This window comes from Fictibacillus solisalsi (assembly GCF_900103485.1).
GTDB classification, from domain to species: domain Bacteria; phylum Bacillota; class Bacilli; order Bacillales; family Fictibacillaceae; genus Fictibacillus_C; species Fictibacillus_C solisalsi.
Genome location: NZ_FNHW01000001.1, coordinates 2,172,331 through 2,194,763 on the forward strand (window position 1 = coordinate 2,172,331; position 22,433 = coordinate 2,194,763).

Annotated in this window: 22 protein-coding genes; all 22 read right to left on the bottom strand. The window is 43.6% G+C overall.

The genetic code is table 11. From position 1 onward, the window contains the following. Positions 1-69: 69 nt before the first annotated feature. Positions 70-726: an amino acid ABC transporter permease gene (locus BLT53_RS11165; protein ID WP_090234892.1), complete on the bottom strand. Its 657-nt coding sequence runs from the start codon at positions 724-726 to the stop codon at positions 70-72. 26 nt (positions 727-752) lie between these two features. Beyond that, a complete protein-coding gene (locus tag BLT53_RS11170) occupies positions 753-1,514 on the bottom strand; it encodes a basic amino acid ABC transporter substrate-binding protein (RefSeq protein WP_090236831.1) in 762 nt (253 codons plus the stop codon). A 183-nt stretch (positions 1,515-1,697) separates the two neighbouring features. Next, entirely contained in the window at positions 1,698-2,804 is a 1,107-nt protein-coding gene (mqnC, locus tag BLT53_RS11175; RefSeq protein WP_090234894.1) for a cyclic dehypoxanthinyl futalosine synthase, read from the bottom strand. Positions 2,805-2,954: 150 nt separating this feature from the next. After that, positions 2,955-3,743 (bottom strand): glucose-1-dehydrogenase, encoded by a 789-nt coding sequence (locus BLT53_RS11180; protein WP_090234896.1) that lies wholly within the window; start codon positions 3,741-3,743, stop codon positions 2,955-2,957. 15 nt (positions 3,744-3,758) lie between these two features. Next, positions 3,759-4,610 carry a GRP family sugar transporter gene (locus BLT53_RS11185; RefSeq protein WP_090234897.1) on the bottom strand — a complete coding sequence of 284 codons (852 nt, stop codon included), beginning with the start codon at positions 4,608-4,610 and terminating at the stop codon, positions 3,759-3,761. 115 nt (positions 4,611-4,725) lie between these two features. Next, the gene (dnaI, locus tag BLT53_RS11190; protein ID WP_090234899.1) at positions 4,726-5,664 is read right to left on the bottom strand and encodes a primosomal protein DnaI; all 939 of its coding nucleotides are present in this window, start codon (positions 5,662-5,664) and stop codon (positions 4,726-4,728) included. Between the two features lie 15 nt (positions 5,665-5,679). Continuing rightward, the gene (locus BLT53_RS11195; RefSeq protein ID WP_090234901.1) at positions 5,680-7,050 is read right to left on the bottom strand and encodes a replication initiation and membrane attachment family protein; all 1,371 of its coding nucleotides are present in this window, start codon (positions 7,048-7,050) and stop codon (positions 5,680-5,682) included. Between the two features lie 92 nt (positions 7,051-7,142). Further along, positions 7,143-7,604, bottom strand: a complete 462-nt coding sequence (nrdR, locus tag BLT53_RS11200) for a transcriptional regulator NrdR (RefSeq protein ID WP_090234903.1) — start codon at positions 7,602-7,604, stop codon at positions 7,143-7,145. A 75-nt stretch (positions 7,605-7,679) separates the two neighbouring features. After that, positions 7,680-8,075 carry a hypothetical protein gene (locus tag BLT53_RS11205; RefSeq protein ID WP_090234906.1) on the bottom strand — a complete coding sequence of 132 codons (396 nt, stop codon included), beginning with the start codon at positions 8,073-8,075 and terminating at the stop codon, positions 7,680-7,682. A gap of 89 nt (positions 8,076-8,164) precedes the next feature. Further along, entirely contained in the window at positions 8,165-8,548 is a 384-nt protein-coding gene (speD, locus tag BLT53_RS11210; RefSeq protein ID WP_061972525.1) for an adenosylmethionine decarboxylase, read from the bottom strand. 310 nt (positions 8,549-8,858) lie between these two features. Beyond that, a complete protein-coding gene (locus tag BLT53_RS11215; RefSeq protein WP_090234909.1) occupies positions 8,859-9,896 on the bottom strand; it encodes a glyceraldehyde-3-phosphate dehydrogenase in 1,038 nt (345 codons plus the stop codon). 133 nt (positions 9,897-10,029) lie between these two features. Then, complete coding sequence (gene coaE, locus BLT53_RS11220; protein WP_090234912.1) at positions 10,030-10,620, bottom strand: dephospho-CoA kinase; 591 nt, start codon at positions 10,618-10,620, stop codon at positions 10,030-10,032. A gap of 17 nt (positions 10,621-10,637) precedes the next feature. Further along, entirely contained in the window at positions 10,638-11,270 is a 633-nt protein-coding gene (ytaF, locus tag BLT53_RS11225) for a sporulation membrane protein YtaF (RefSeq protein ID WP_090234915.1), read from the bottom strand. A gap of 59 nt (positions 11,271-11,329) precedes the next feature. Then, the gene (mutM, locus tag BLT53_RS11230) at positions 11,330-12,151 is read right to left on the bottom strand and encodes a DNA-formamidopyrimidine glycosylase (protein ID WP_090236832.1); all 822 of its coding nucleotides are present in this window, start codon (positions 12,149-12,151) and stop codon (positions 11,330-11,332) included. Between the two features lie 62 nt (positions 12,152-12,213). Continuing rightward, on the bottom strand, positions 12,214-14,853 hold the full coding sequence (polA, locus tag BLT53_RS11235; RefSeq protein WP_090234917.1) for a DNA polymerase I: 2,640 nt from the start codon (positions 14,851-14,853) through the stop codon (positions 12,214-12,216). Positions 14,854-15,069: 216 nt separating this feature from the next. Further along, the gene (pnpS, locus tag BLT53_RS11240; protein WP_090234919.1) at positions 15,070-16,809 is read right to left on the bottom strand and encodes a two-component system histidine kinase PnpS; all 1,740 of its coding nucleotides are present in this window, start codon (positions 16,807-16,809) and stop codon (positions 15,070-15,072) included. After that, positions 16,809-17,519 carry a response regulator transcription factor gene (locus BLT53_RS11245; RefSeq protein ID WP_090234921.1) on the bottom strand — a complete coding sequence of 237 codons (711 nt, stop codon included), beginning with the start codon at positions 17,517-17,519 and terminating at the stop codon, positions 16,809-16,811. The genes pnpS and BLT53_RS11245 overlap by 1 nt, the downstream gene beginning before the upstream one ends. Before the next feature lie 181 nt (positions 17,520-17,700). After that, positions 17,701-18,177, bottom strand: coding sequence for a MaoC/PaaZ C-terminal domain-containing protein (locus BLT53_RS11250; protein ID WP_090234925.1), 477 nt, complete (start codon positions 18,175-18,177; stop codon positions 17,701-17,703). An 86-nt stretch (positions 18,178-18,263) separates the two neighbouring features. Then, positions 18,264-19,205: a malate dehydrogenase gene (gene mdh, locus BLT53_RS11255; protein ID WP_090234927.1), complete on the bottom strand. Its 942-nt coding sequence runs from the start codon at positions 19,203-19,205 to the stop codon at positions 18,264-18,266. Positions 19,206-19,292: 87 nt separating this feature from the next. Further along, positions 19,293-20,564, bottom strand: a complete 1,272-nt coding sequence (gene icd / locus BLT53_RS11260) for an NADP-dependent isocitrate dehydrogenase (RefSeq protein WP_090234928.1) — start codon at positions 20,562-20,564, stop codon at positions 19,293-19,295. A 104-nt stretch (positions 20,565-20,668) separates the two neighbouring features. Next, the gene (citZ, locus tag BLT53_RS11265) at positions 20,669-21,784 is read right to left on the bottom strand and encodes a citrate synthase (RefSeq protein WP_090234930.1); all 1,116 of its coding nucleotides are present in this window, start codon (positions 21,782-21,784) and stop codon (positions 20,669-20,671) included. 189 nt (positions 21,785-21,973) lie between these two features. Next, positions 21,974-22,432, bottom strand: coding sequence for a DUF441 domain-containing protein (locus tag BLT53_RS11270; RefSeq protein WP_090234932.1), 459 nt, complete (start codon positions 22,430-22,432; stop codon positions 21,974-21,976). Position 22,433 lies beyond the last annotated feature (1 nt).

Sequence of the window (22,433 nt, forward strand, 5' to 3'; positions counted from 1 at the left end):
GACAACGTCGTGAAAAATGAGCTCTTTTCAAAGAATATTAAAAAACAGCAGGTTTCCCCTGCTGCCTTTTTAGTCAATGGCAAATTTTCTTTCAATGAAATTCAACAGATGAGTCAGCGTTAATGTAAGGATTAAATAAATAAACGCAACCGTTAAGAAAGGCTCCCATGGACGGTAGTATTCCCCCATCATTGCTCTTCCCCAATACATCAGCTCTTCTGTTGCAATGATCGCCGCAAGGGACGAATCCTTAATCAGCACAATGAATTCATTGCCAAGCGGAGGAATCATGCGTTTGGACGCCTGAGGTATGATAATATGTCTCATCGTCTGCCGGTGGGTCATACCCAGAGAACGAGCCGCTTCTGTCTGTCCTTTATCAATCGATTGAATCCCCGCTCTGAAAATTTCTGCAATATAGGCGGCCGCATTAAGGGAAAGAGCGGTAATCGCAGAAATAAGAGCAACCGGGGGCTTCATAAAAAGCGGCATGACCGCAAAGTGAATAAGCAATATTTGTACAAGCAGAGGAGTTCCCCGAAAAAAATTAATGTACCAGATAAATGGTTGGCGGAGAATGGCATTGGAAGACATTTTTCCAAGGGCAATCAGCAGCCCCAAAAGGGTTCCAATCACGATGCTCGCTGCCGAAATTTCTATGGTAATCAACGTACCTTTCAGAAATAAAGGCATGTATTTTTCAATCAGATCAAATTTAAAATCCATCTGTGCCTCCGGTCATTGTGTCAGGTTTATTTTTTCAATGCATCCAGGTTCGGTTCTACTTTAAACCACTTCTTATAGACCTTGGAGTAAGTTCCGTTATCAATGACCGTTTGTAATGCTTTATCAATTTTTTTCTTATTTTCGCTTCCTTTCGGGAAAGCAATGCCATAGTATTCAGACTCAAAATTGGTCTTATCATTCACCACTGTCAGTTTTTTGTCCGGATTATTTTTCGCATATTCATCTACCACCGTGTTGTCTGCCACCACAGCATCCACTTCTCCGTTCAACAGGGCCTGGATGGCCAATACGTTGGTTTCATATTTTTTCACATTGGCTTCGCCCTTGCCGAATTTCTTTTCAAGCGCGTCCTGTCCGGTCGTTCCGTTTTGAACACTGACTTTCTTTCCTTTCAGGTCATCCACGCTCTTAACAGGAGAACCTTCTTTGACCAGGATTTTGTTGATGGATTCAAAATATGGAGAGGAGAAATCATAAGTTTGTTTCCGTTTATCATTGATTGTGATGGCGGAGATGCCAGCCTGTACCTGTTCACTTTTAAGAGAAGCAAATAATGGCTCCCAGCCAGTATTTTTCAGTTCGTACTTCAGCTTTGCTTCTTTCATGACGGCTTTAAGCAAATCTGCGTCAAACCCGACGATTTTGCCGTCTTTCAAATACTCAAACGGGGCATAAGCCGCATCTGTCCCAACCACCAGTTTCTCGTTTTTACTTCCGCCTTCAGGCCCCGATGTAGACTGACTTCCACAGGCTGCCAAAGCAAGCATACTCACCAATAATAAAAATAAAATGGCTTTTTTCAATCTTTTTCCCCCTTAATGTATATATATTCTCTTCTATTATAACAAAATTATTAAAAATGAGAATATTCCCAAAATTATTTAGGTAAATCTGTCGTTTACAAACAAAAAAGCCAGGCCCCTTTGCTAAAAGGCCAGGCTTTTGGTTCATTAGTTTTGCATCACGAAATCTTTTTCGGCGGTTTCTTCGCCATCAAATACACGCAAGGTTTCATACTTCGTATTGCGCTGGGCCGGAATCTTGCCGGCTTCACGAATCAAACGCAAGGTCAGGTTCGTATTTACTTTATGAGTGGTCCCTGCTGCAGAAACCACGTTTTCCTCCATCATGGTGCTTCCGAAATCGTTGCATCCGTAATGAAGGGACTTCTTGCCCACTTCAGGTCCCATTGTAACCCAGGAAGACTGGAAGTTCGGTATGTTATCGAGGAACAGGCGGGAGATGGCCACGTTTTTCAGATACTCTCTTGGTGACGTCTTTTCCCCTTTTAAATTGGTATTATCCGGCTGGAATGTCCATGAGATAAAGGCAAGGAAACAATTGGTTTCATCCTGCGCATCACGTACCCGCTGCAAATGCATCGCCCGCTCTTCAAAAGTTTCACCAAAGCCAATAACCATGGTAGCCGTGGAATGAAGCCCGACTTTCTTCGCCGTTTTCATGCACTCCATCCATTCTGTCCATGACCCTTTCAACCGGCTGATTTTTTTTCTCGTCCGGTCATCCAGTATTTCAGCTCCTCCGCCCGGAAGGGAATCAAGCCCTGCTTCTTTCAGCTCTTTCAACACTTCCTCAAGGGGTAGTCCGGAAACTTCAACCATCTTCCAGATCTCTGCCGGTGAAAAAGAGTGCATTGTAATATCAAAGCGCTTCTTAATGTTGCGAAGCAGGTCAGTATAATAAGAGAATGGAAGGTTCGGATTGGTTCCTCCTTGCATAAGGATCTCAGTACCACCAACATCGATGGTTTCCTGAATCTTTTGGAAGATCACCTCATCATCCAATACATATCCTTCCTTACTTCCCGGCGGGCGGTAAAACGCGCAGAAACGGCAGTATGTATCACAAAAGTTTGTGTAATTGACGTTTCTCCCGATCACAAAGGTTGTAATGGGGTCCGGGTGCCAGCGCTTCATGATCACGTCGGCTGCTTCTCCCATCTTTTCCACTTCATCACTTTCATACAGAGCAACCGCATCTTCGACAGTCAAACGTTTGCCATCCAGTGCTTTTTGCAAAATTGCATCAATGCTCATCTATATTACCTCCAGTTACGGTACATCTTATGTAGCATTCTATAATCCTATCATAGTTTTATGAAATTTGTGAAGCAAACAAAAGGCAGCATACCTCCATAAAATATAAGAGCTCCCTGATCAAGGGAGCCCAATTTATTCTTATGTTTATTATCCTCTTCCCGCCTGGAAGGAAGGATAAAGCGTCATTCCGCCGTCAGCAACAAGCGTATGGCCCGTTACATATTTGGATTCTTTTGAAGCGAGCCAGACAGCTACAGAAGCAATTTCCTCAGGTTCTCCAATATAACCCATTGGAATCAGTTTTTCCACATCCGCCTTTTTTCCCGGATCCGCAAATTTTTCTGCATTGATGGGTGTATTAATGGCGCCCGGCCCAATCGCATTTACCCTGATTTTCTTTGGTGCATATTCCATGGCAAGAGTTTGGGTCATCAATTTCACCCCGCCCTTGCTTGCTGCATAATGGACAAAATGCGGCCATGGAATGATTTCATGGACACTTGACATGTTAATAATATTGCCCTCGATGTTATGCTTCAGGAAATAATCGATCGCTTCCCGGCAGCCGAGAAACTGTCCCGTAAGATTGGTGGAGATGACTTTGTTCCAGTCTTCAAGTGAAAGTTCATGTGACGGAACTTCATTTTCAATCCCCGCATTATTGATAAATATATCCAATGTGCCGAACGTCTTAACCGTTTCCTGAACCATTTGTTTAACATCTTCTTCTTTTGTTACATCAGCTTGGACCCCGATGGCTTCGCCGCCAAGGTCTCGTAGTTCCTGTAAAAGCTCTTCTACTTCCTTTCCTTTTTCACTTCGGTAATTGATGACTACTTTTGCTTTTTCTTTTGCAAACCTCTGGGCGCATGCTTTGCCGATGCCAGTGGTTGAACCAGTAATAATAACAACTTTTCCTTCTAAATCTGTAAACATAACTTCATCCGCTCCTTAAGATTTTGTAAATCCGAGCATAACACCGCCCGCAATAATGAGTAAACAACCTGCAATAACAAATATGACCTGACGCTTCGACTTCTTTTCCTTCAAAATGAAAATTCCGCCGAGGGTTGAAATTATAATCCCTGTCTGAGATAGCGAGAAACTGGTCGCCACACCGATTTTGGGCAATGAAAGCAGCAAAGTAATGTTTCCTGTGCTCCAGATCAGCCCCGTAATAATGTTTCTTATCGCAAATTTATTAAACGGTTTCCCTGTGAACGTCAGAAGTAAACCACCTACAAACATACCTGCCGCCTGGGGAAGTATGGCCTCCCAGCCTCCGATTTTAAACCAGTTGACAATCACCACATAGCCAACATACCCTGCTGTTGAAAGCAGGAGAATAAGCAAGCCTTTTTTGGTGTTTCCCCCGCCATCTTCATTGCTCTTATCCTTAATGGAAGTAAAAACAGCCCCCAAAATAATAACCACAATCGCAATAATGCCAACAATAATTTCAGTTTTGGTTTTCCACTCATGAAAAACGAGCACCCCAAAAAGAGTGGTTCCAAACAGCTGCATCCCTGTAGAAAGTGGTACAGCCTTGGCCACACCGAGGTGATCAACACTCGCGAATTGGAAGCGCTGACCGACAACCCACAAGGCACCGGATATTGCGCCAATCGTTAAGACAAGTGTATTTATATCGGGAGAAACGATAAAAAACGTAATGATGGAGAAAACCAGAGCGCCGAGGGTCATGCCAAGAGTCTGGCTGTAAGAATCTCCCCCAAGTTTTTGGCTCACCAGCACAATGCTTCCCCAGCAAACCGCTGTAACTACTGCTAAAAGTATTCCCATATTCATTTCCTTTCTTTCTGCTGATTCTATAGATAGTAGTATTAGCATCTTCCCGAAGAATCATCAGTTCAAACAAAAAACCTTTGCCAATGAATGACAAAGGTTTGCTTGCTCTTTATTGTATGGACCTGAAGTTTTTGTCTCCGCCAATAAAAATCGGAACCGTAAGATGGCGGATTCGTTCCATGATTCGCTTTCCCTTTGCCTCCTCGAGGCCCCCTTTTTGAGAGTAGGAAAAATGATCTTCCAGCAGTGTAAAATCATAATTGGAAGTATATAAGGTTGGCAGACGTTCCATCATGCGGTATTGCAAAATCACACCGATAATTTCGTCTCTGACCCAATTGGTCATATTTTCGGCCCCGATATCATCCAGCATCAATACCGGAACGGTTTTCAGCAGCTCCATTTTTTCATTGAATGATCCGTCAGAGAGACTGTTTTTCATCTCCCGAAGAAACTCCGGCGTATGCACTAACAGCGAAGGGATCTGACGCTCTGCCAGCCGGTTCGCGATCGCACCGAGGAGATATGTTTTCCCAACGCCAAATTTACCGTAAAAATAAATGCCTTTGGATTCCTCGCCAGCCGCCACTTTTTTTACAAATTCAGCAGCTGCCCCAATTGCCTCTTTCCGGTCCTGATCAATACTGTGTAGACGGTCGAAAGAAGCTTTAAGGATATCCTTCGGAATAAAATAACTTTTAATTAATGCAGTCATTGATTTTTGCTTTTCATCCTGCTTTTTCAGGAAGCATTTCTCATAAAAAATATCTATCTGATTTTTCTCCGCAGTGAGGACTGGCTGGTAGCCCTGCATCAAATTCGGGCACCTTTCCAGGCCCGGACAGTTGGAGCATTGATGCCTTTCTTTGGAGTACTCATACAGCTTAGTGAGCCCTTTTTCCAGGTTGACTTCATTGATGCCAGGGTTCGCTTCCATAAAAGAAGCGACATACGGATCTTGGAGTACCTGCTGCTTAATACGGTCAAGCTGTCTTCTGAGCTGGTCGTAACCTTCCATCTTTTTTACAGCGTCAGTAATGGATTCCAATGTTGATCCCCCCTTTTAAATATCCTTAAGCAAGTTTTCCAGCCATTGCTGGTTTTGCTCTTCTTCTTCGTTGATGTTCGGACTTGATTTCTCAGCCGGCACATTTTCATCCTTCAGCCAGTCTGGCAGTCTCGGTGACTTTCGTTGTGAGGTATTTCGTTGAAAGGACGTATTTTTTCGTTCCTGCCAGTCTTTGTATTTCTTTTGCTCGGACCTGGCGAGTGCCATGGCTTCGGGAACCGTTTTTACTTTTTTTCTCGCCCAATGGCTGGCGATTTTTTCGATAAATGACCGGGTCAGCTTAAGATCGTTGGTTTTTAACACATAATCGATTAATACGTTTACGACACCCGGTGTCAATTTTTGCTCGAGGATCAGGTAGCTGACAATATTCAAGTCGGCTTCGGCCGGCCTTGTTCCTGATTGATGTTCCAGGAGCTGAAAAGGAGAAACCTCTTCAAAGTATTTTATCATTTTTTCTTCTTCCGAAACAGGCTCGGAACCGATGGTTTTTAAGCCTTGCGGCTGAGTCCGGAGGGCCATTTGCGGAAGCTGGTTATTGTTTTCAATTCGGTACCATTTCTGAACCTCTTTCCGAAGATTTTCTTCGGTCAACTCCCCATGGATATGGTAGGCACTCTGAATTTGCCGGCTCATTTCCAGGGGCTCCATTTGGTACACATAGGCCAGCTTCACAATCGCTTCCCGGATAGCAGGCGTAATCACCTCTTTTGGAAGAATAAAGCTGGAAATGCTGGAAACCAGCAGATCAAAATCAAATTCCTCTGGCGAAATATCCAACGTTCTGCCAGGCATCCGATCTGCCAGCCTGCCATTGGCTCCTTCTTGTATTTCGGAATAGGTTCCGGCAGTCATCTCGGAAGGATGAAGGGAGGCAAATATGTCGCTGAACGATGCAGTAACCTCTTCATAGTCATCCACTTCCATTTCTTCCTGCAGAAAATGATCTCTCATCTCGCAATACTTCGTCTTCCCCAGCCGGTTGTACAAATAGATATTCAGCACACCGTCGTTGAAAAAAGCAGCCGGAGAAAGCGGAGTCTGTAATTCATACAGAAAAAGCTTTGATTCATTTTCTTCTCTTTTATAGGTTTTCAGCAGGCCAATGGCTTCAAGCTTCTTGCGCGCTGCAATAATATCTTTCAAAGAAAACTGGGTAACATTCATCAGACGCTGATGGGTTTGGGAGTTCTGAACCTCCATCTCCGCATCACACCAGAATGTCATATATAAACTATAGGCAAAAGCCCCTATTAACGGCTGGTACAGCATGGTCAATACTTTGCGGTCTAAATCATGAAGATAGCCGCTAAATTGAACCTCATATGTATCCACCGGGACAATTTCTTTCCAGTGTACACTCATGGTTCTCACCTTTCAAAAAGAATTTCTGTTGTTGCAGAGGATATGGGCCTGTCGATAAAAAAAAGCGTAAAACCGGTTCTGTCTTACGCAGGTTAGTGCTCGTCTTTTTTTATTAGGTCCTTCAGTTCCTGAATAAATACATTAATATCCTTGAATTGCCTGTAAACGGAAGCAAATCGGACATACGCTACTTCGTCCGTGTCTGCCAAATAATCCATGACTTTTTCGCCGACTTCCTGGCTGTTTATTTCAGATGTCCCCTGGTTCCGGAGATCCTTTTCTATATTATCGACAATATTTTCAAGCACTTCCAAGGGAACAGGGCGCTTTTCACAGGCTTTAATAAGTCCGCGGAGGATCTTTTCCCGGCTAAACTCCTCCCTGGTACCATCTTTTTTTACAACAATGAGCGGTATTTCTTCAACGGTTTCAAATGTGGTAAATCGATAGTTGCATGATTCGCATTCACGTCGACGGCGAATCGATCTTCCTGAATGAACGGGTCGTGAATCAAGCACTTTTGTACCGTTATATTGACAGGACGGACAACGCAATGCAGATCAACTCCAAAAATTAATGTTCCTCTACTATAATTCTATCTTAGACAAAAGGAAGGCGGGTGACAAGAATTAATTGTTTTCCATTAAAGATGTTCCAATATATTCAAGCTTCCCTTTTAATTCTTCCGTTACATTGGCAATGACTTTTTTGCTGTATCCAAAGTCGACAGGAAGGGCAGATTCGGTGGAAACATTGAAATCGATGGCTGTACGGTACGGCCTTAGCGTGGTTGCGGTTACAACAACGAACGCTTTTCGGGGGGAGGTCACTTGAAAGGAAAATTCGCCTCTTTCCCTGGATGAGCCGAGCAGCTTATAATTCTGTTTCTGACGGACTAAATCTTCCAAAGCATCCATGACGCTAGTGCGGTTTGCCTTAAAATACGGCGTTCTGAGCAATGGGTCATAATGATTTTCGGAAGTTTCTGAATTATTTTTTAAAACGTTTTGCAATCGTCGCAGCATGGTCTTCCTCCTCAGGGTTGTTATTTATAGAATAACATGTAAAAAAAGAGGTGCAAAATACACACCTCTTTTTTCATTTGACTTTTTTATTATTGATTTGCGGCAACTTTATTTTTAACTTTGACAGGACCCATTCCACGCGGAACCTCTAAATTTTCACGGCTGTTTGCTTCCAAAGCCTGTGAAATATAATCAGCAGCCACATTTGGATCAATTCGATCCCCACAAGTGTATACATCAATGCTTGCATAACCATGCTCTGGAAAACTGTGGATTGTCAGATGAGATTCTGAAATAATGACAACTCCGCTAACGCCGTGCGGTGCAAATTTATGAAAAGCCACCTCACGAACCTCTGCGCCTGCTCTTAAAGCAGCATCAACAAATGTTTCTTCAATAAATTTCATGTCATTCAGCTTTTCACTGTTGCAACCCCATAGTTCGGCAATTACGTGTCTTCCCATTGTATCCATATTAGCATAGTCCCCCTTAAAAAATTTTCATGCCTTCAAGCATGCGGTATCGAACATCTACCACGGGGGAAAGTTAGTCCTAAGAGGTCCTAACCCTTTAAGTAGAATCCAACGCCTTGGTTTGCTTTATTTGAAGTTCACGAATCATAGTATACTTGTTTTATTTTTCATTTGCAATAACCTGAATCAATTTTTTCTCTGAATATTTTATATGAAAAGTATTCGCATGTATTAGTCAAATTAAGTACCAGACCACACAAAAAAGAACAGCACCGAATATGTCGGTGCTGTCAGAGAGCCCCCCTTACGATCAGGAAGGAATTTTAATATTTTCTTCTTGTTTAAGACCTGCGGCAACCAAGCCAGCCAAATCGACGACACGGCAGGAATAGCCCCATTCATTATCATACCATGCCAGAACTTTAACTTTTCTATTCTCAATGACCATCGTTGACAATCCGTCAATAATCGATGAATTTTCGTTTCCATTGTAGTCGATGGAAACAAGCGGTTCATCACTATAGCCCAGAATCCCCTTCATGGATCCATTAGCGGCTGACTTCATTACCTCATTGATCCTCTCTTCTGTTACCTCTGTCTTGAGATCGGCAACGAAATCCACCAGTGATACATTTGGAGTAGGCACTCGAAGCGCCATCCCATTAAGCTTGCCTGAAAGGTGAGGAAGCACTTTGGCAATGGCCTTTGCTGCCCCGGTGGAAGTAGGGATAATCGATTGTCCGCACGCTCTTGCACGGCGAAGGTCTTTATGCGGGTTATCTATATTCTTTTGATCATTTGTATAAGCATGTACCGTTGTCATCATCCCTGATTCAATGCCAAAATGATCATCCAGTACTTTTACGACCGGTGCCAGGCAATTGGTTGTACAAGATGCGTTAGAAATAATATGGTGTTTATCCGGATTGTAATCGCTCTCATTTACTCCCATAACGATCGTTACATCCTCATCTTTTCCAGGAGCGGTTATAATCACTTTTTTAGCGCCGGCCTGCAAATGATAGCCTGCGGTTTCTTGACATTTAAATTTTCCAGTCGCTTCGATCACAATATCAATCCCAAGGCCTTTCCAAGGGAGGTCCCTTGGATCACGGGAATTGAGCAGCAGAACCTTTTGCCCGTTCACCATTAAGTATCCCTCGTGGGCAGTGACTTCACCTTTATAAGCTCCATGGATGGAGTCATACTTAATCATATGTGCCAGCGTTTCTGGAGGATAACTGGCATTGATTGCCACCACTTCAAATTCATTGTTTTCCTCCATCATTTTTCGAAAAACCATTCTTCCGATTCGCCCGAGTCCATTAATCGCTACTTTTGCTTTCATGGTATGCTCCCTCCAAATATGTGTTATACTTTTATCTCTCTTTTGCTATGATTAGTATAGCATAATTGAGCGAAAAAAGAACACTATTTTGTAAAAACGGGCAAAAAAATAACCCTCTGCCTATTCCAGAGGGTCAAATCATTTTCCATTCACGAAGCTGGATTTCCACTTGATTCTTTAATTCTTCTAATGAACCATTATTTACGATTACCGCATCGGCAAGCTGCACTTTTTCCTTCAGCGGCATTTGCGCCGCAATTCTGCTCTTGGCCTCTGCTTCTGTAAAGCCATCTCTTTTCATCAGCCGGCTTAATTGGGATGCCTCATCCACAAAAACAAGAAGGGTCCGGTCTACCATATGGGTCAATTCGCTTTCAAATAACAGGGGAATATCCAGAATGACATGTGAACTCTCCTTTAAATGAACTGCCGCCTCATTTTTCATTTCCAGTCGAACAGCCGGATGAACAATCCCATTAAGCACCAGTCGCTTTTCTTCATTCGTAAAAACAATGCTTCCCAGCTTTTTTCTATCGATGTTTCCGGCATCATCCAGGATATTTTCCCCAAAATGCTCCACGATTTTTTCATAGGCAGGATGGCCCTGTTCCACAACCTGACGAGCAATAACATCTGCATCAACAACTGGCAGTCCATAGCTCCGCAAAAGATTGGAAACTGTGCTTTTTCCACTGGCAATTCCGCCGGTCAGGCCAATAATCATACGTTAACATCCCTTCACTACAATTTCATCAAACCAATAATAATCAACAAAATTCCCGGAAGAAACGTCAGTTTTTTCATCCAGGTGACTTTGGAGACCGCAAATCCGAGTTTTATGCCGGCAAGCACAAAAATGGAGCTCATCGCTGCCACCGTGAAAGCCGTTGTAATCGGCGGCATATCAACCATGGCCGCCCCGATGCCTGCACCAAACGCATCGAGCGAAAGGGCTACACCGAGAAGCACGGCCTCCCAGCCATTTATGGATCCCGATTTATCCAGGTCCGCAATGGTCGGCTTTTTTAAGATCTGTATCATGATTCCGAGTGATTTTATTTCTAATTTTACAATAGTCTTCTCTTTGGGTACAGTTTCAGCCCTTTTGTCAGGCTTGGCAACTTGAAACAAGAAATATGAACCAAGACCCAGCAATATCAGGCCACCGGCCATTTGACCGGCTTGCGGAGACAAGAAACGCTCGAGGAAATGGCCGAACCCCATGGCCATGAAAAAAGTAATGGCGGAACAAGAGGAGATAATCAGTACCGATTTGATTGGTATTTTGATTTCCTTCATTCCGTAGGTCAACCCCGTACCAAAGCTGTCAAGGCTGACAGCAAACGCCAGCAAGAGCATCGAAAAGGATACCATGACTCTAAAAGCTCCTTTCATACCACGTATTGCAGTATATGAAAGGAGCCTGGCAACTGTTATTTCTGGCACTTTGAGCAAAAATGGGTACCCCGACCGGCCACGACGGACCGGTTGATTTCAGAGCCGCACGTTTTGCATGGTTCCCCTTTTTTCCCGTAAACAAACAGCTCAAGCTGAAATTTTCCAGATTTCCCCTCTGAATTGGTATAGGAGCGGATCGTGCTCCCGCCTTTTTCAACCGAGTTTTTCAGGATGGATACCATATGTTCATGAAGCTTCTTCAATCTCGGAAGCGACACTTCATTCGCTTTCTTTTCCGGATGAATGCCGGATGCAAACAAGATTTCATCTACGTAAATATTGCCAAGCCCCGTAATCAGGGATTGGTCCAAAAGCACCGCTTTAATGCTCCTGCTGGTCCTGGAAAACATCTTTTTCATAACCGAAGGAGTCAATTCCGCAGAAAAAGGCTCATATCCCAGCTTCGATAGCGGAAGCTCCTGCTCCTCTTTTCCAATGGGATAAAGATGCATGGTTCCAAATTTCCTTACGTCCCGATACCGCAGCTGTGTTCCATCTGTAAATGAGAAAAGCACATGGGTATGTTTGTCCGAGGGATCTTCCAGCTGATTCAGCCCGTATTTTCCTTCCATTCGCAAATGGGAGACCAGCACATCATGATCCAGGAAAATTTTCAGGAATTTCCCCCTGCGCTCCACATTCTGAATCGTCTGTCCCTTAAGCCGGAGTTTAAACTCATCCAGCTCCGGATGCTTTATAATGTTGCTCCATAGCACACTGACTTCTTTAATGGTTTTTCCCCCGACCAGCCGGTTCAGTGTATTCTTTACGTTCTCTACTTCTGGCAGCTCTGGCATATGATTCACCTCTCTAATCAAACGGAAAACAGCCCAGCGGCTGTTTTCCGTTTTTCTTTCTGTTATTTTGCGTCGTACCATGTATCTCCGTAGTTCAAGTCCACTTTTAATGGAACATCAAGGCCAAGGGCCGATTCCATGACCTGTGGAACCAATTTTGAAAGTTTTTCAATTTCGTGTTCAGGTGCTTCAAAGATCAATTCATCATGCACCTGAAGCAGCATCAAAGCTTCAAGCTTTTCTTCTTTTAATACGCGTTCCATTTCTACCATGGCTTTCTTGATAATATCAGCTGCAGTCCCCTGAATCGGCGTATTCATTGCGGTACGTTCAGCGAAGCTTCTGAGATTAAAATTTCGGCTCGTAATTTCAGGAAGATACCGGCGCCGGTTCATCAGTGTGGATACATATCCATCTTGTTTAGCCTGGAGGACGATAGATTCCATATATTCTTTGACACCCGGGAACGTTTTTAAATATTGCTCGATAAATTCTCCAGCTTCTTTTCTTGTGATATTCAAGCTTTGAGACAATCCGTAATCACTGATTCCGTATACAATCCCGAAGTTTACGGCTTTGGCGTGTCTTCTCATTTCGGAAGTAACTTCTTCCATTTCAACATGGAACACATCCATGGCTGTTTTCGTATGAACATCCATTTCCTTTTTGAAGGCTTCCATCAGATTCTCATCCTGAGAAATGTGGGCGAGTACACGGAGCTCGATTTGAGAATAATCGGCAGACAAGATTTTCCACCCTGAAGTAGATGGAACAAAGGCTTGTCTGATCTTCCTTCCTGCTTCAAGCCGAATCGGAATATTTTGCAGATTGGGCTCAGTTGAGCTTAAGCGGCCGGTTTGAGTAAGAGCCTGATTAAAACGGGTATGAATCTTGTCCGTCTGTTGGTCTACCACTTTCAGGAGGCCTTCGATATAAGTTGAGCTCAGCTTGCCCAACTGCCGGTAAACAAGGATTTTCCGGATGATTTCATGTTTTCCCTCCAGCTTTTCCAACACATCCACTGAGGTGCTGTAGCCGGTCTTTGTTTTTTTGATAGGAGGAAGATTGAGCTTTTCAAACAAGATTTCACCAAGCTGTTTGGGTGAATTAATATTAAAAGCGACCCCGGCAAGTTCATGAATTTCGGCCTCGAGTGCATTCAGTTGCTCCGTCAGCTCCTGTCCCATGGACTGAAGTCTGCCTACATCTACCTTAACGCCTGTCGTTTCCATCTCGCCAAGCACGAGCGATAGTGGAAGCTCCAAATCGGCAAACAGTTCATATTGCTCATTGTTCTTCAATTCATTCGTCAGCTTTTCCTGGAGCACATAAATGCTGTTGGCTTTACGGACCATATGCTCGGAAAGCACGCTTTCTTCTGGTACCCTCCGCTTGGCTCCCTTTCCATAAACCGCTTCTTCACTATCAGTGTCGTGGATACCATAGCGCTTGGCAATCACCGCAACATCATCCCCAGAGTCCGAGGGATTCAGCAGATAGGAGGCGATCATCAGGTCAAACGTCACTCCCTGAAGCGATATATTATTCCAGTACAGTGCGACATATGCTCTTTTCGCATCGAACACATACTTTTCTTTGCTTTTATCCTCCGCCCATTGCTTGAACTCGGGAGAAGACAGGGCAAGGTCTGCCGGAATGTAAAACCTTCCGTTTTCATTGACAATCGCCAAGCCGTTTACTGGCGCCCTGTGATAGGTTTCCGGTGTGGTTTCTACGATTAAGGCTGCAGGAGAAGATAAGATTTCATCATTTAACGCTTCAGCTTTTTCAAAATCGATCTCATCTTTTTCCTCTTTACTTACCAAAGCCTGCTCGCTGTCTCCCCCAATCCGTTCAAGCAGGGAGTTAAATCCAAGGTCTTTGAAGAGCGGAAGGAGCCGTTCTGCCTCATACCCCTGGTATCTGGCATCCTCCAGAGAAACCTCAATAGGAGCTTCGTGCGTAATAGTCGCCAATTCCTTGCTCATCAATGCCAGATCTCTGTTGTCACTCAACTTCTCTTTAAGCTTCGCTCCTGAAACCTGATCAATGGAATCTAGTGTTTGTTCCAGAGAACCGAATTGTTTGATCAATTTAATGGCTGTTTTCTCCCCGACTCCGGGAACTCCCGGAATATTATCAGAAGGATCGCCCATCAGGCCTTTCATATCGATGATCTGATGCGGTGTTAAGCTATATCTCTCTTCCACCTGCTTGAGATCATAGGCTTCAACTTCAGATATACCTTTTCTTGTGAGTGTAACTTTCACATTTTCCGTTACGAGCTGGAGTAAATCCTTATCTCCTGTATAGACATTCACATCCCAATCACCTTCTGCGGCCTGTTTTGAAAGGGTGCCAATGATATCATCCGCTTCATAGCTTTCAAGCTCGTACCGTTTGATTCCAAAACCGTCCAGAAGCTGCCGAATCAGCGGGAATTGTTCCGAAAGCTCGGAAGGCGTCTTTTGACGGCCTCCTTTATAGTCTTCAAATGTTTTATGCCTGAACGTCGTCTTGCCAGCATCAAAAGCTACAAGAACATGACTTGGTTTTTCGTCTTCCAATATACGAAGAAGCATAGTCGTGAATCCATAAACGGCATTCGTGTAAACACCTTTGTCGTTATTGAGCAGAGGAAGTGCAAAGAACGCCCGGTAGGCGATACTGTTTCCGTCAATCAATACTAATTTATTTGCCAAAATAATACCCCCTGATCAGATTTTCTGTCTATATTGTACCATCGGTTTCCCCGAAAACAAAATAACGCCGCCTTGCTCTGCCGTATGGTGTGCAAAAACAAAAAAAGAGAGAACCCGGTATCGGATTCTCTTAAAGGGGGTACTGAAAAAGGATACTTTCATATTACATTCAGACTGTTAAGCTGAAACAAACCCAGTGTTAATAGTTTGTAAAATTCACTCAACAAATTCTTTTCTAAAAACAAGGGTAAATGTCGAACCTTCACCTGGCTTGCTTTTCACATGGATTCTTCCATGGTGGGCCTCAATCAAATGCTTTACGATAGCAAGGCCAAGCCCAGTCCCTCCGGAATTGCGGCTTCTTGCTTTGTCCACACGGTAGAAACGCTCAAAAATACGGGAGATTTCTTCCTTTTGGATGCCAATCCCGGTATCCGACACACTGAACGTTACCTTTTCACTGCTCTCCTTCAGCCTGATGGTTACCCGGCCGCCCTTAGGCGTGTAATTCAGACTGTTGTTAATAAGGTTGATAAATACTTGCTTTAACCGCGGAGCATCACCTTCAACGGTGGTGTCCCCTTCAACCGAATACTTCAGTGTGATCTCTTTCTCCTTTGCCTTCGTTTCAAGCATGACGATCACTTCTTCAACAATGGCAGACAGATTGACCTTTTGCAGGTTTAACGAAAACCCTTGTTCGACTTTGGAAAGATCCAGCAGGTCCTGAATCAGATGCTGCAGCCGGTCGCTCTCCTTCCATATGATCGTTAAAAACTTTTTCCGGATTTCCGGGTTTCCATCCGCCCCATCCAGCAAGGTTTCAGCAAATCCTTTTAACGACGTAACGGGTGTTTTCAGTTCATGGGAAACGTTGGCGACAAAATCTTTTCTCATTTGTTCGAGCTTTTTCAATTCAGTAATATCATGGAAAACCAAAACTATGCCCCGCAGTTTTCCAAGACTGTTTAAAACAGGTGCACTGTATACATCAAAGTTTTTTCTTTCAATATGAATGGGCAGGACCACCTGCTTGCGGATATTGGTTTCCATTATAAAGGTATCTTCCACAATTTCCTTGATTTCCTTGTAAGGAAAAACCTCATGAAACAAATGCCCGCTCCAGGAATCTGTATACTCTCTAAAAATCTCTTTAAAGGCTTTATTGACGATATTGATGTATCCATCGGAATCAATCAGGATCAGACCACTGCCCATGTTTTCAATCAGGGTTTTCAAACGGTCCTGCTGTGACTCGTACGATTTTGTCATTTTTTCCAGGTTTCTTGCCAGTACATTTAATGAAAAGTTCAGTTCTCCTACATCACCTTTATATTCATAGGTTCTGGCTTTAAAATTTCCCCGGGCCAGTTCTTTCGCCGTACTGGTCGCTTCTTCCACCGGTTTGACAATGCGGTCCAGCACACGAATGGAGATGAAAAGAACGATCACAAGGCTGAGCAAAAAGCCAAGTGAAAGACTGAGCCATACGGTTCGTTCTGTTTGGTTGGCCGCTTGTTCGAGGATGATCAGCTGGACGTAGCCACGGATATTCCCGGAGGAGTCTTCTTTTACAGGGAGAGTATACAAAAGATGGTCCATATGTTTGGTGGAAACCAATATATCTTTTTTATACCCGTCCAGTCCCTGTAACGGCTGCCGGGGAACCGGTGGTTCTTCTTTGCCGGTTTGGGCAAGCACCTTGCCTTCAGGGGAAAGATAGACAAGTTTACCGTGTAAATCCTTTTCTGCCGCTTTCAGCTGCTTTTTAAGCAGTTCCTGATCATTGCCTCTGGCAGCAACCGCCACCAGCTCAAGCTCATGCTGATAGGATTGCACCCGTTTCTCCTTGATGGTGTAATGCACCAGCCCTCCCACAATTAAAGCAAGCAAAATAAAAACAAGCATAATGCCAACCAGGAAAAAAGAAAGTACCCGGTTTTTGAAATCAGGCATTACTGAGGAACCTCTAATTTATAGCCCATTCCCCGTATGGTTTTAATATAGATGGGCTTGCGTGTATTTTCTTCAATCTTTTCCCTGAGGTGGCTGATATGAACATCAACAATCCGTGTATCACCGACAAAATCATAATTCCACACAGCTGAAAGAAGCTGCTCACGTGTTAATACTCTGTTTTTATTTTTTGAGAGATAAACGAGGAGTTCAAATTCTTTTGGTGTTAATTCCAGTGCTGTACCTTTATAAAAGGCCTCATAATTTTCCGGATACACCTCAACCTCGCCAATCGTCAGTTTTTCTGCTTCTTCCACAGGGGCGGCTTCTTCCACGGCCATTTGCTTTGTCCTTCTTAAGATCGCCTTAACACGTGCCACCACTTCTCTCGGGCTAAATGGCTTTGTCATATAGTCGTCAGCCCCAAGCTCCAGCCCCAGGACTTTATCAAATTCATCATCTTTTGCAGTCAGCATGAGAATGGGAATAAAAATCTGCTTCTGCCGCAGGTTTTTGCAAACCTCAAGGCCATCCATCTCAGGAAGCATAAGATCGAGAACCATTAAATCCGGTTTTTCCATCTCTGCCAATTCCAGACCCTTGCGTCCATCCATAGCAGTGATCACTTCAAAACCAGCTTGTTCCAAATTAAATTGCAATAATGTTGAGATCGATAACTCGTCCTCGACTACCATAATCTTCTGGCTCATCTTTTCCCACCCTTTATATAGTTGCGTTTCACATGATTCATTACAATCATACTATTTTTTTCTTCAATGCACAAAAGGGGCAGAATAAAGATTTCGTAAAGTTTGTAAAATTTTTATAGAGATGGTGCTCTTTCTTTGACGAGGTGTCCAAATGATAAAAAGACCAGCTATGCAGCTGGTCTTAAAAATTTTCCAAGGTATGAGAAGTAATCGATTTTGGAGCATAGGGAGGACAAACTTCAAGTTCTCCTTCAATCACCTTTTCGTTCTTTTCATTTTTGCCCTCCACCGACATGGTAATAGAATGGGCTTCCTCATTGATGTTGGTCACCTGGAAGAGAAAATGTACTTTTCCATAATGGTGGACGGGTTTAATAAAGGTTAGGGATTGTTTTTTTATGCTGCTTCCTGGTCCCGGCAAATACTTTGATATGGCCGAGGTTACCATTCCTGTCAGCATGATTTGTGGAACAATCGGCTTTTTGAAAGGTGTCATAGATGCATAGTCATGCTGGATGAATAAAGGATTATTATCGTTGGTTAGTCCAAGATATAACAGGAGATCTTTATCTTCTATCGCTTCAGACAATTCAAGCTTCTCACCTGTTTTGATTTCATCTAATTTTCTGCCCAGTTTTCGTTTTTTTCCAAGCAGCATATAGAACACCCCTTCCCCGAGTTAAAAAGTAAACGCTTACATTTTGTTGCCAGAAAAAGATTCGGGAAATCCCGAACCTTCTATTATTATGCAAGCACGTTCATGACTGCTTTTACAGACTCAGCGGAACGGTCAAGAGCAGCTTTTTCATCTGCTGTAAGTTCCAGCTCAATGATTTCTTCCAATCCGTTACCTCCAATAATGGTCGGCACTCCAAGACAGATCCCCTGATAGCCGTACTCACCTTCAAGGTAAGCGATGGATGGAAGAACGCGCCTTTGGTCTTTAAGAACAGCTTCCACCATTTCAACCAAAGATGCCGCTGGTGCATAGTAGGCACTGCCGTTTCCAAGCAGGTTAACAATTTCTCCTCCGCCTTTGCGTGTACGTTCCACGATGGCATCCAGACGCTCCTGAGAAATTAACTTTTCAAGCGGAATACCGCCTGCGTATGAGTAACGAACGAGCGGAACCATGTCATCTCCATGTCCGCCAAGGACAAACCCGGTTATGTCTTTTACAGACAAGTTAAGCTCTTGTGAGATAAAGGTACGGAAGCGGGCGCTGTCTAGAATTCCAGACTGCCCGATGACACGGCTTTTTGGAAAACCGGATTCTTTCAAAACGGTATAGGTCATGGCATCAACCGGATTGGTTAAAACAATAATAACAGCATTAGGAGAATGTTTCACAATCTCTTGTGTAACACTTTTCATGACGTTTGCATTCGTGTTGACAAGATCATCCCTGCTCATGCCGGGCTTGCGCGCAATTCCGGCTGTGATAACCACCACATCAGAATCTTTTGTATCTTCATAGTTGGAAGTACCGATAATGTTGGCATCAAACCCCTGTACCGGACTTGCTTCAAGCATATCCAGCGCTTTCCCTTTTGTAGGGTTTTCAGCTTGTGGGATGTCAACAAGAACAACATCGCCAAGTTCTTTTTGTGCTGCAATAAATGCAGTAGTTGCTCCTGTAAATCCTCCACCGATGACTGAAATCTTTTTGCGCGAATTCACTGCCATTCTATTATCCCTCCAAGGTATTCAGGTTTTCTGTCCTGCAGCTCGTTAAATTTTGCAAAAGGCCCCGGAAGTCGGGGCCTTTTGTTATTATTTCATGTTGCTGATCAATGCGTCAGCAAACTCGGAACATTTTACTTCTGTAGCACCGTCCATCAGACGAGCGAAGTCATAGGTTACCACTTTTTCTGCAATGGATTTTTCCATAGCATTCGTGATAAGTTTAGCTGCTTCATGCCATCCAAGGTGTTCAAGCATAAGCACACCAGAAAGGATAACAGAAGATGGGTTAACTTTATCCAAACCAGCATATTTAGGAGCTGTACCATGAGTTGCTTCGAAGATGGCATGTCCAGTTTCATAGTTGATGTTGGCTCCAGGAGCGATCCCGATTCCGCCTACTTGTGCAGCAAGTGCATCGGAAATGTAGTCACCGTTTAGGTTCATTGTCGCTACAACATCGAATTCTGCTGGACGAGTAAGGATTTGCTGAAGGAAGATATCAGCGATCGAGTCTTTAACGATAATCTTTCCAGCAGCTTCTGCATCAGCCTGCGCTTTGTTCGCTGCATCTTTTCCTTGCTCTTCTACAATGCGGTCGTATTGTGCCCAAGTGAATACTTTATCGCCGAATTCTTGTTCAGCAAGCTCGTAACCCCAGTTTTTGAAGGCACCTTCTGTAAATTTCATGATGTTTCCTTTGTGAACAAGCGTTACACTCTTGCGTCCTTCGTTGATGGCATATTGAAGAGCAGCACGGACAAGACGCTTTGTACCTTCAGAAGAAACTGGTTTGATTCCGATTCCTGAAGTTTCAGGGAAACGGATTTTATTTACGCCCATTTCATTTTGAAGGAAAGAGATCACTTTCTTCACTTCTTCAGACCCGCTTGCATACTCGATACCTGCGTAAATATCTTCAGTGTTCTCTCGGAAGATAACCATATCTGTGTCTTCAGGCCGTTTAACTGGTGAAGGAACACCTTGGAAATAACGAACCGGACGAAGACATGTAAACAAGTCGAGTTCTTGGCGAAGTGCCACGTTCAATGAACGGATTCCGCCGCCAACCGGTGTAGTTAAAGGTCCTTTAATAGCGATTATGTAATCGCGGATCACATCAAGTGTTTCAGCTGGAAGCCATTCCCCAGTTTCGTTGAATGCTTTTTCTCCGGCAAGAACTTCTTTCCAGACAATTTTCTTCTCACCGTTATACGCTTTATCTACTGCAGCTTCCAATACACGAGATGCTGCCGCCCAAATGTCAGGGCCTGTCCCGTCTCCCTCAATAAAAGGAATAATTGCATGGTTTGGTACGTTTAATACCCCGTTATCTACTGTAATACGCTCTCCGTTTGACATGTTGTTTGTCCTCCTATCTGTAATCTATCCAAAAACTCTTACTTTTATATCCTACTAAAATACCGTTCAAATGAGAAGAGGAAGCCCTCTTCTCATACTCTTTTTTAACGCTCAGCAAGCGGTGTGTACTTTTGCATGGAAGGCCCGGTGTAATCTGCACGCGGACGAATCAAGCGGTTATTCTCATATTGCTCAAGAATGTGCGCGATCCAACCAGATACACGGCTTACTGCAAAAATCGGTGTGAAAATATCATGCGGAATTCCAAGGCTGTGATAAACGCTTGCTGAATAGAAGTCAACATTCGGAAGAAGACCTTTTTCTTCTTTTAGCAATCCTTCAAGCTTCACAGACATGTTATACCACTTTTCTTCGCCTGTTGTTGTCGTTAACTGCTTGCTCATTTCACGCAGATGCTTGGCGCGCGGGTCACCACTCTTATATACACGGTGTCCGAAGCCCATGATCTTCTGTTTGTTGTCAATTGCGTTTCTTAAATAGCTTTCAACATTTTCTTCTTCTTTAATTTCGCTGAGCATTTTCATAACCTGCTCGTTGGCACCGCCGTGTAATGGTCCCTTAAGAGCACTGATTGCAGCAGTAACACCAGAATACATATCAGAAAGTGTCGCAACCGCTACACGTGCTGTAAAGGTTGATGCATTCAGTTCATGGTCTGCATGAAGAACAAGCGCTTTATTAAACGCTTCCACTGCCACCTCATCCGGCTCATTGCCAGTCAGCATGTACAGGAAGTTAGCTGCGAAGCCGAAATCCTTGCGCGGAGCAACAGGGTCTTTGCCTTCCCGGATTCTTGCAAACGCTGTAACCACAGTGGAAATCTGAGCTTGAAGTTTTACCGCTTTTCTGTAGTTTCCTTCTTTAGACATATCTTCTGCTTCGTCATCGTATATGCCTAGCATAGAGACAGCTGTACGAAGAATCGCCATCGGATGTACCCCTTTTAGAGGAAGCGATTTCAATTGATTGATTAAATTTTCAGATACAGCCGCTTGTTCAGCAAGCTCTGCTTTAAACTGTTCCAGTTCTCTTTCGTTAGGAAGTTTGCCATTCCATAATAAATACACTACTTCCTCAAATGTTGCATGGTCGGCAAGATCATCGATGCTGTACCCTCTGTATGTCAGTACATCATCAATGATTGAGCTGACAGATGAGGTGGTAGCTACTACACCTTCTAATCCTCTTGTTGCTGTCATGGTTATCTCTCCCTTTCTAGAATCTCCTTCTCCTTTAATAGAAAAGCACAAAACCAAAAAACTCTTATAAGTAAGAGCTTACATTTCTGGCCTATTTAGAAATGTAGACTATTTAAAGGAATTGGTACATATAAGTCAATTATAAACAATAAATAGTACTTTGTGAATGCTTAAGCCCTTTTTCCTTCTTTATGCAGTGAAATATTCGACAATCTTCATGGCTAAATATGCAATTCCTGCTCCGATAAGCGGACCTACGGCAACGCCGTTCAGGAATGCTACGGCGAGAATAGTGCCGAAAACAAGAGCTGCTGTGATATGCGGATCTTCCTGAAGAAGGATGATTCCTTTAGAAGCAATAAGTGCGACAAATATCCCCGAGAGTAAGGCGATCCAGGCGAAGGATGACTTCGTTGCCTCCTGAAGCTGCTTGAAGCCGATATCGCCGGTTGCAATGGGAACAAGAACGGCAATAGTAATGATGGTGACTCCCCAGTTTATGCCTTTTTGTTGAATCAGCGGGAAAATCTTGTCTCCAATCCCGGTAAATTTCAGGACAAGCAATACCGCCAGCGCTACAATCAGCGACTGGTTCTTCGCGATTACTCCTATGATAAGCAAAATAACCAAAAAAATTGTGGATTGCATA

Bases quoted from the DNA above. Each gene is read 5' to 3' on its own strand.
- BLT53_RS11165 (WP_090234892.1), bottom strand. From the start codon at position 726: ATGGATTTTAAATTTGATCTGATTGAAAAATACATGCCTTTATTTCTG.
- BLT53_RS11170 (WP_090236831.1), bottom strand. From the start codon at position 1,514: ATGCTTGCTTTGGCAGCCTGTGGAAGTCAGTCTACATCGGGGCCTGAA.
- mqnC (WP_090234894.1), bottom strand. From the start codon at position 2,804: ATGAGCATTGATGCAATTTTGCAAAAAGCACTGGATGGCAAACGTTTG.
- BLT53_RS11180 (WP_090234896.1), bottom strand. From the start codon at position 3,743: ATGTTTACAGATTTAGAAGGAAAAGTTGTTATTATTACTGGTTCAACC.
- BLT53_RS11185 (WP_090234897.1), bottom strand. From the start codon at position 4,610: ATGGGAATACTTTTAGCAGTAGTTACAGCGGTTTGCTGGGGAAGCATT.
- BLT53_RS11195 (WP_090234901.1), bottom strand. From the start codon at position 7,050: ATGAGTGTACACTGGAAAGAAATTGTCCCGGTGGATACATATGAGGTT.
- BLT53_RS11205 (WP_090234906.1), bottom strand. From the start codon at position 8,075: ATGCTGCGACGATTGCAAAACGTTTTAAAAAATAATTCAGAAACTTCC.
- speD (WP_061972525.1), bottom strand. From the start codon at position 8,548: ATGGATACAATGGGAAGACACGTAATTGCCGAACTATGGGGTTGCAAC.
- BLT53_RS11215 (WP_090234909.1), bottom strand. From the start codon at position 9,896: ATGAAAGCAAAAGTAGCGATTAATGGACTCGGGCGAATCGGAAGAATG.
- coaE (WP_090234912.1), bottom strand. From the start codon at position 10,620: ATGATTATTGGCCTGACCGGCGGAATTGCCAGTGGAAAAAGCACAGTT.
- ytaF (WP_090234915.1), bottom strand. From the start codon at position 11,270: ATGGTATCCTTTTCGATGCTCTTGCTGGCGTTTGCTGTCAGCCTTGAC.
- mutM (WP_090236832.1), bottom strand. From the start codon at position 12,151: ATGCCAGAGCTGCCAGAAGTAGAGAACGTAAAGAATACACTGAACCGG.
- pnpS (WP_090234919.1), bottom strand. From the start codon at position 16,809: ATGCCTGATTTCAAAAACCGGGTACTTTCTTTTTTCCTGGTTGGCATT.
- BLT53_RS11245 (WP_090234921.1), bottom strand. From the start codon at position 17,519: ATGAGCCAGAAGATTATGGTAGTCGAGGACGAGTTATCGATCTCAACA.
- BLT53_RS11250 (WP_090234925.1), bottom strand. From the start codon at position 18,177: ATGCTGCTTGGAAAAAAACGAAAACTGGGCAGAAAATTAGATGAAATC.
- mdh (WP_090234927.1), bottom strand. From the start codon at position 19,205: ATGGCAGTGAATTCGCGCAAAAAGATTTCAGTCATCGGTGGAGGATTT.
- icd (WP_090234928.1), bottom strand. From the start codon at position 20,564: ATGTCAAACGGAGAGCGTATTACAGTAGATAACGGGGTATTAAACGTA.
- citZ (WP_090234930.1), bottom strand. From the start codon at position 21,784: ATGACAGCAACAAGAGGATTAGAAGGTGTAGTAGCTACCACCTCATCT.
- BLT53_RS11270 (WP_090234932.1), bottom strand. From the start codon at position 22,432: ATGCAATCCACAATTTTTTTGGTTATTTTGCTTATCATAGGAGTAATC.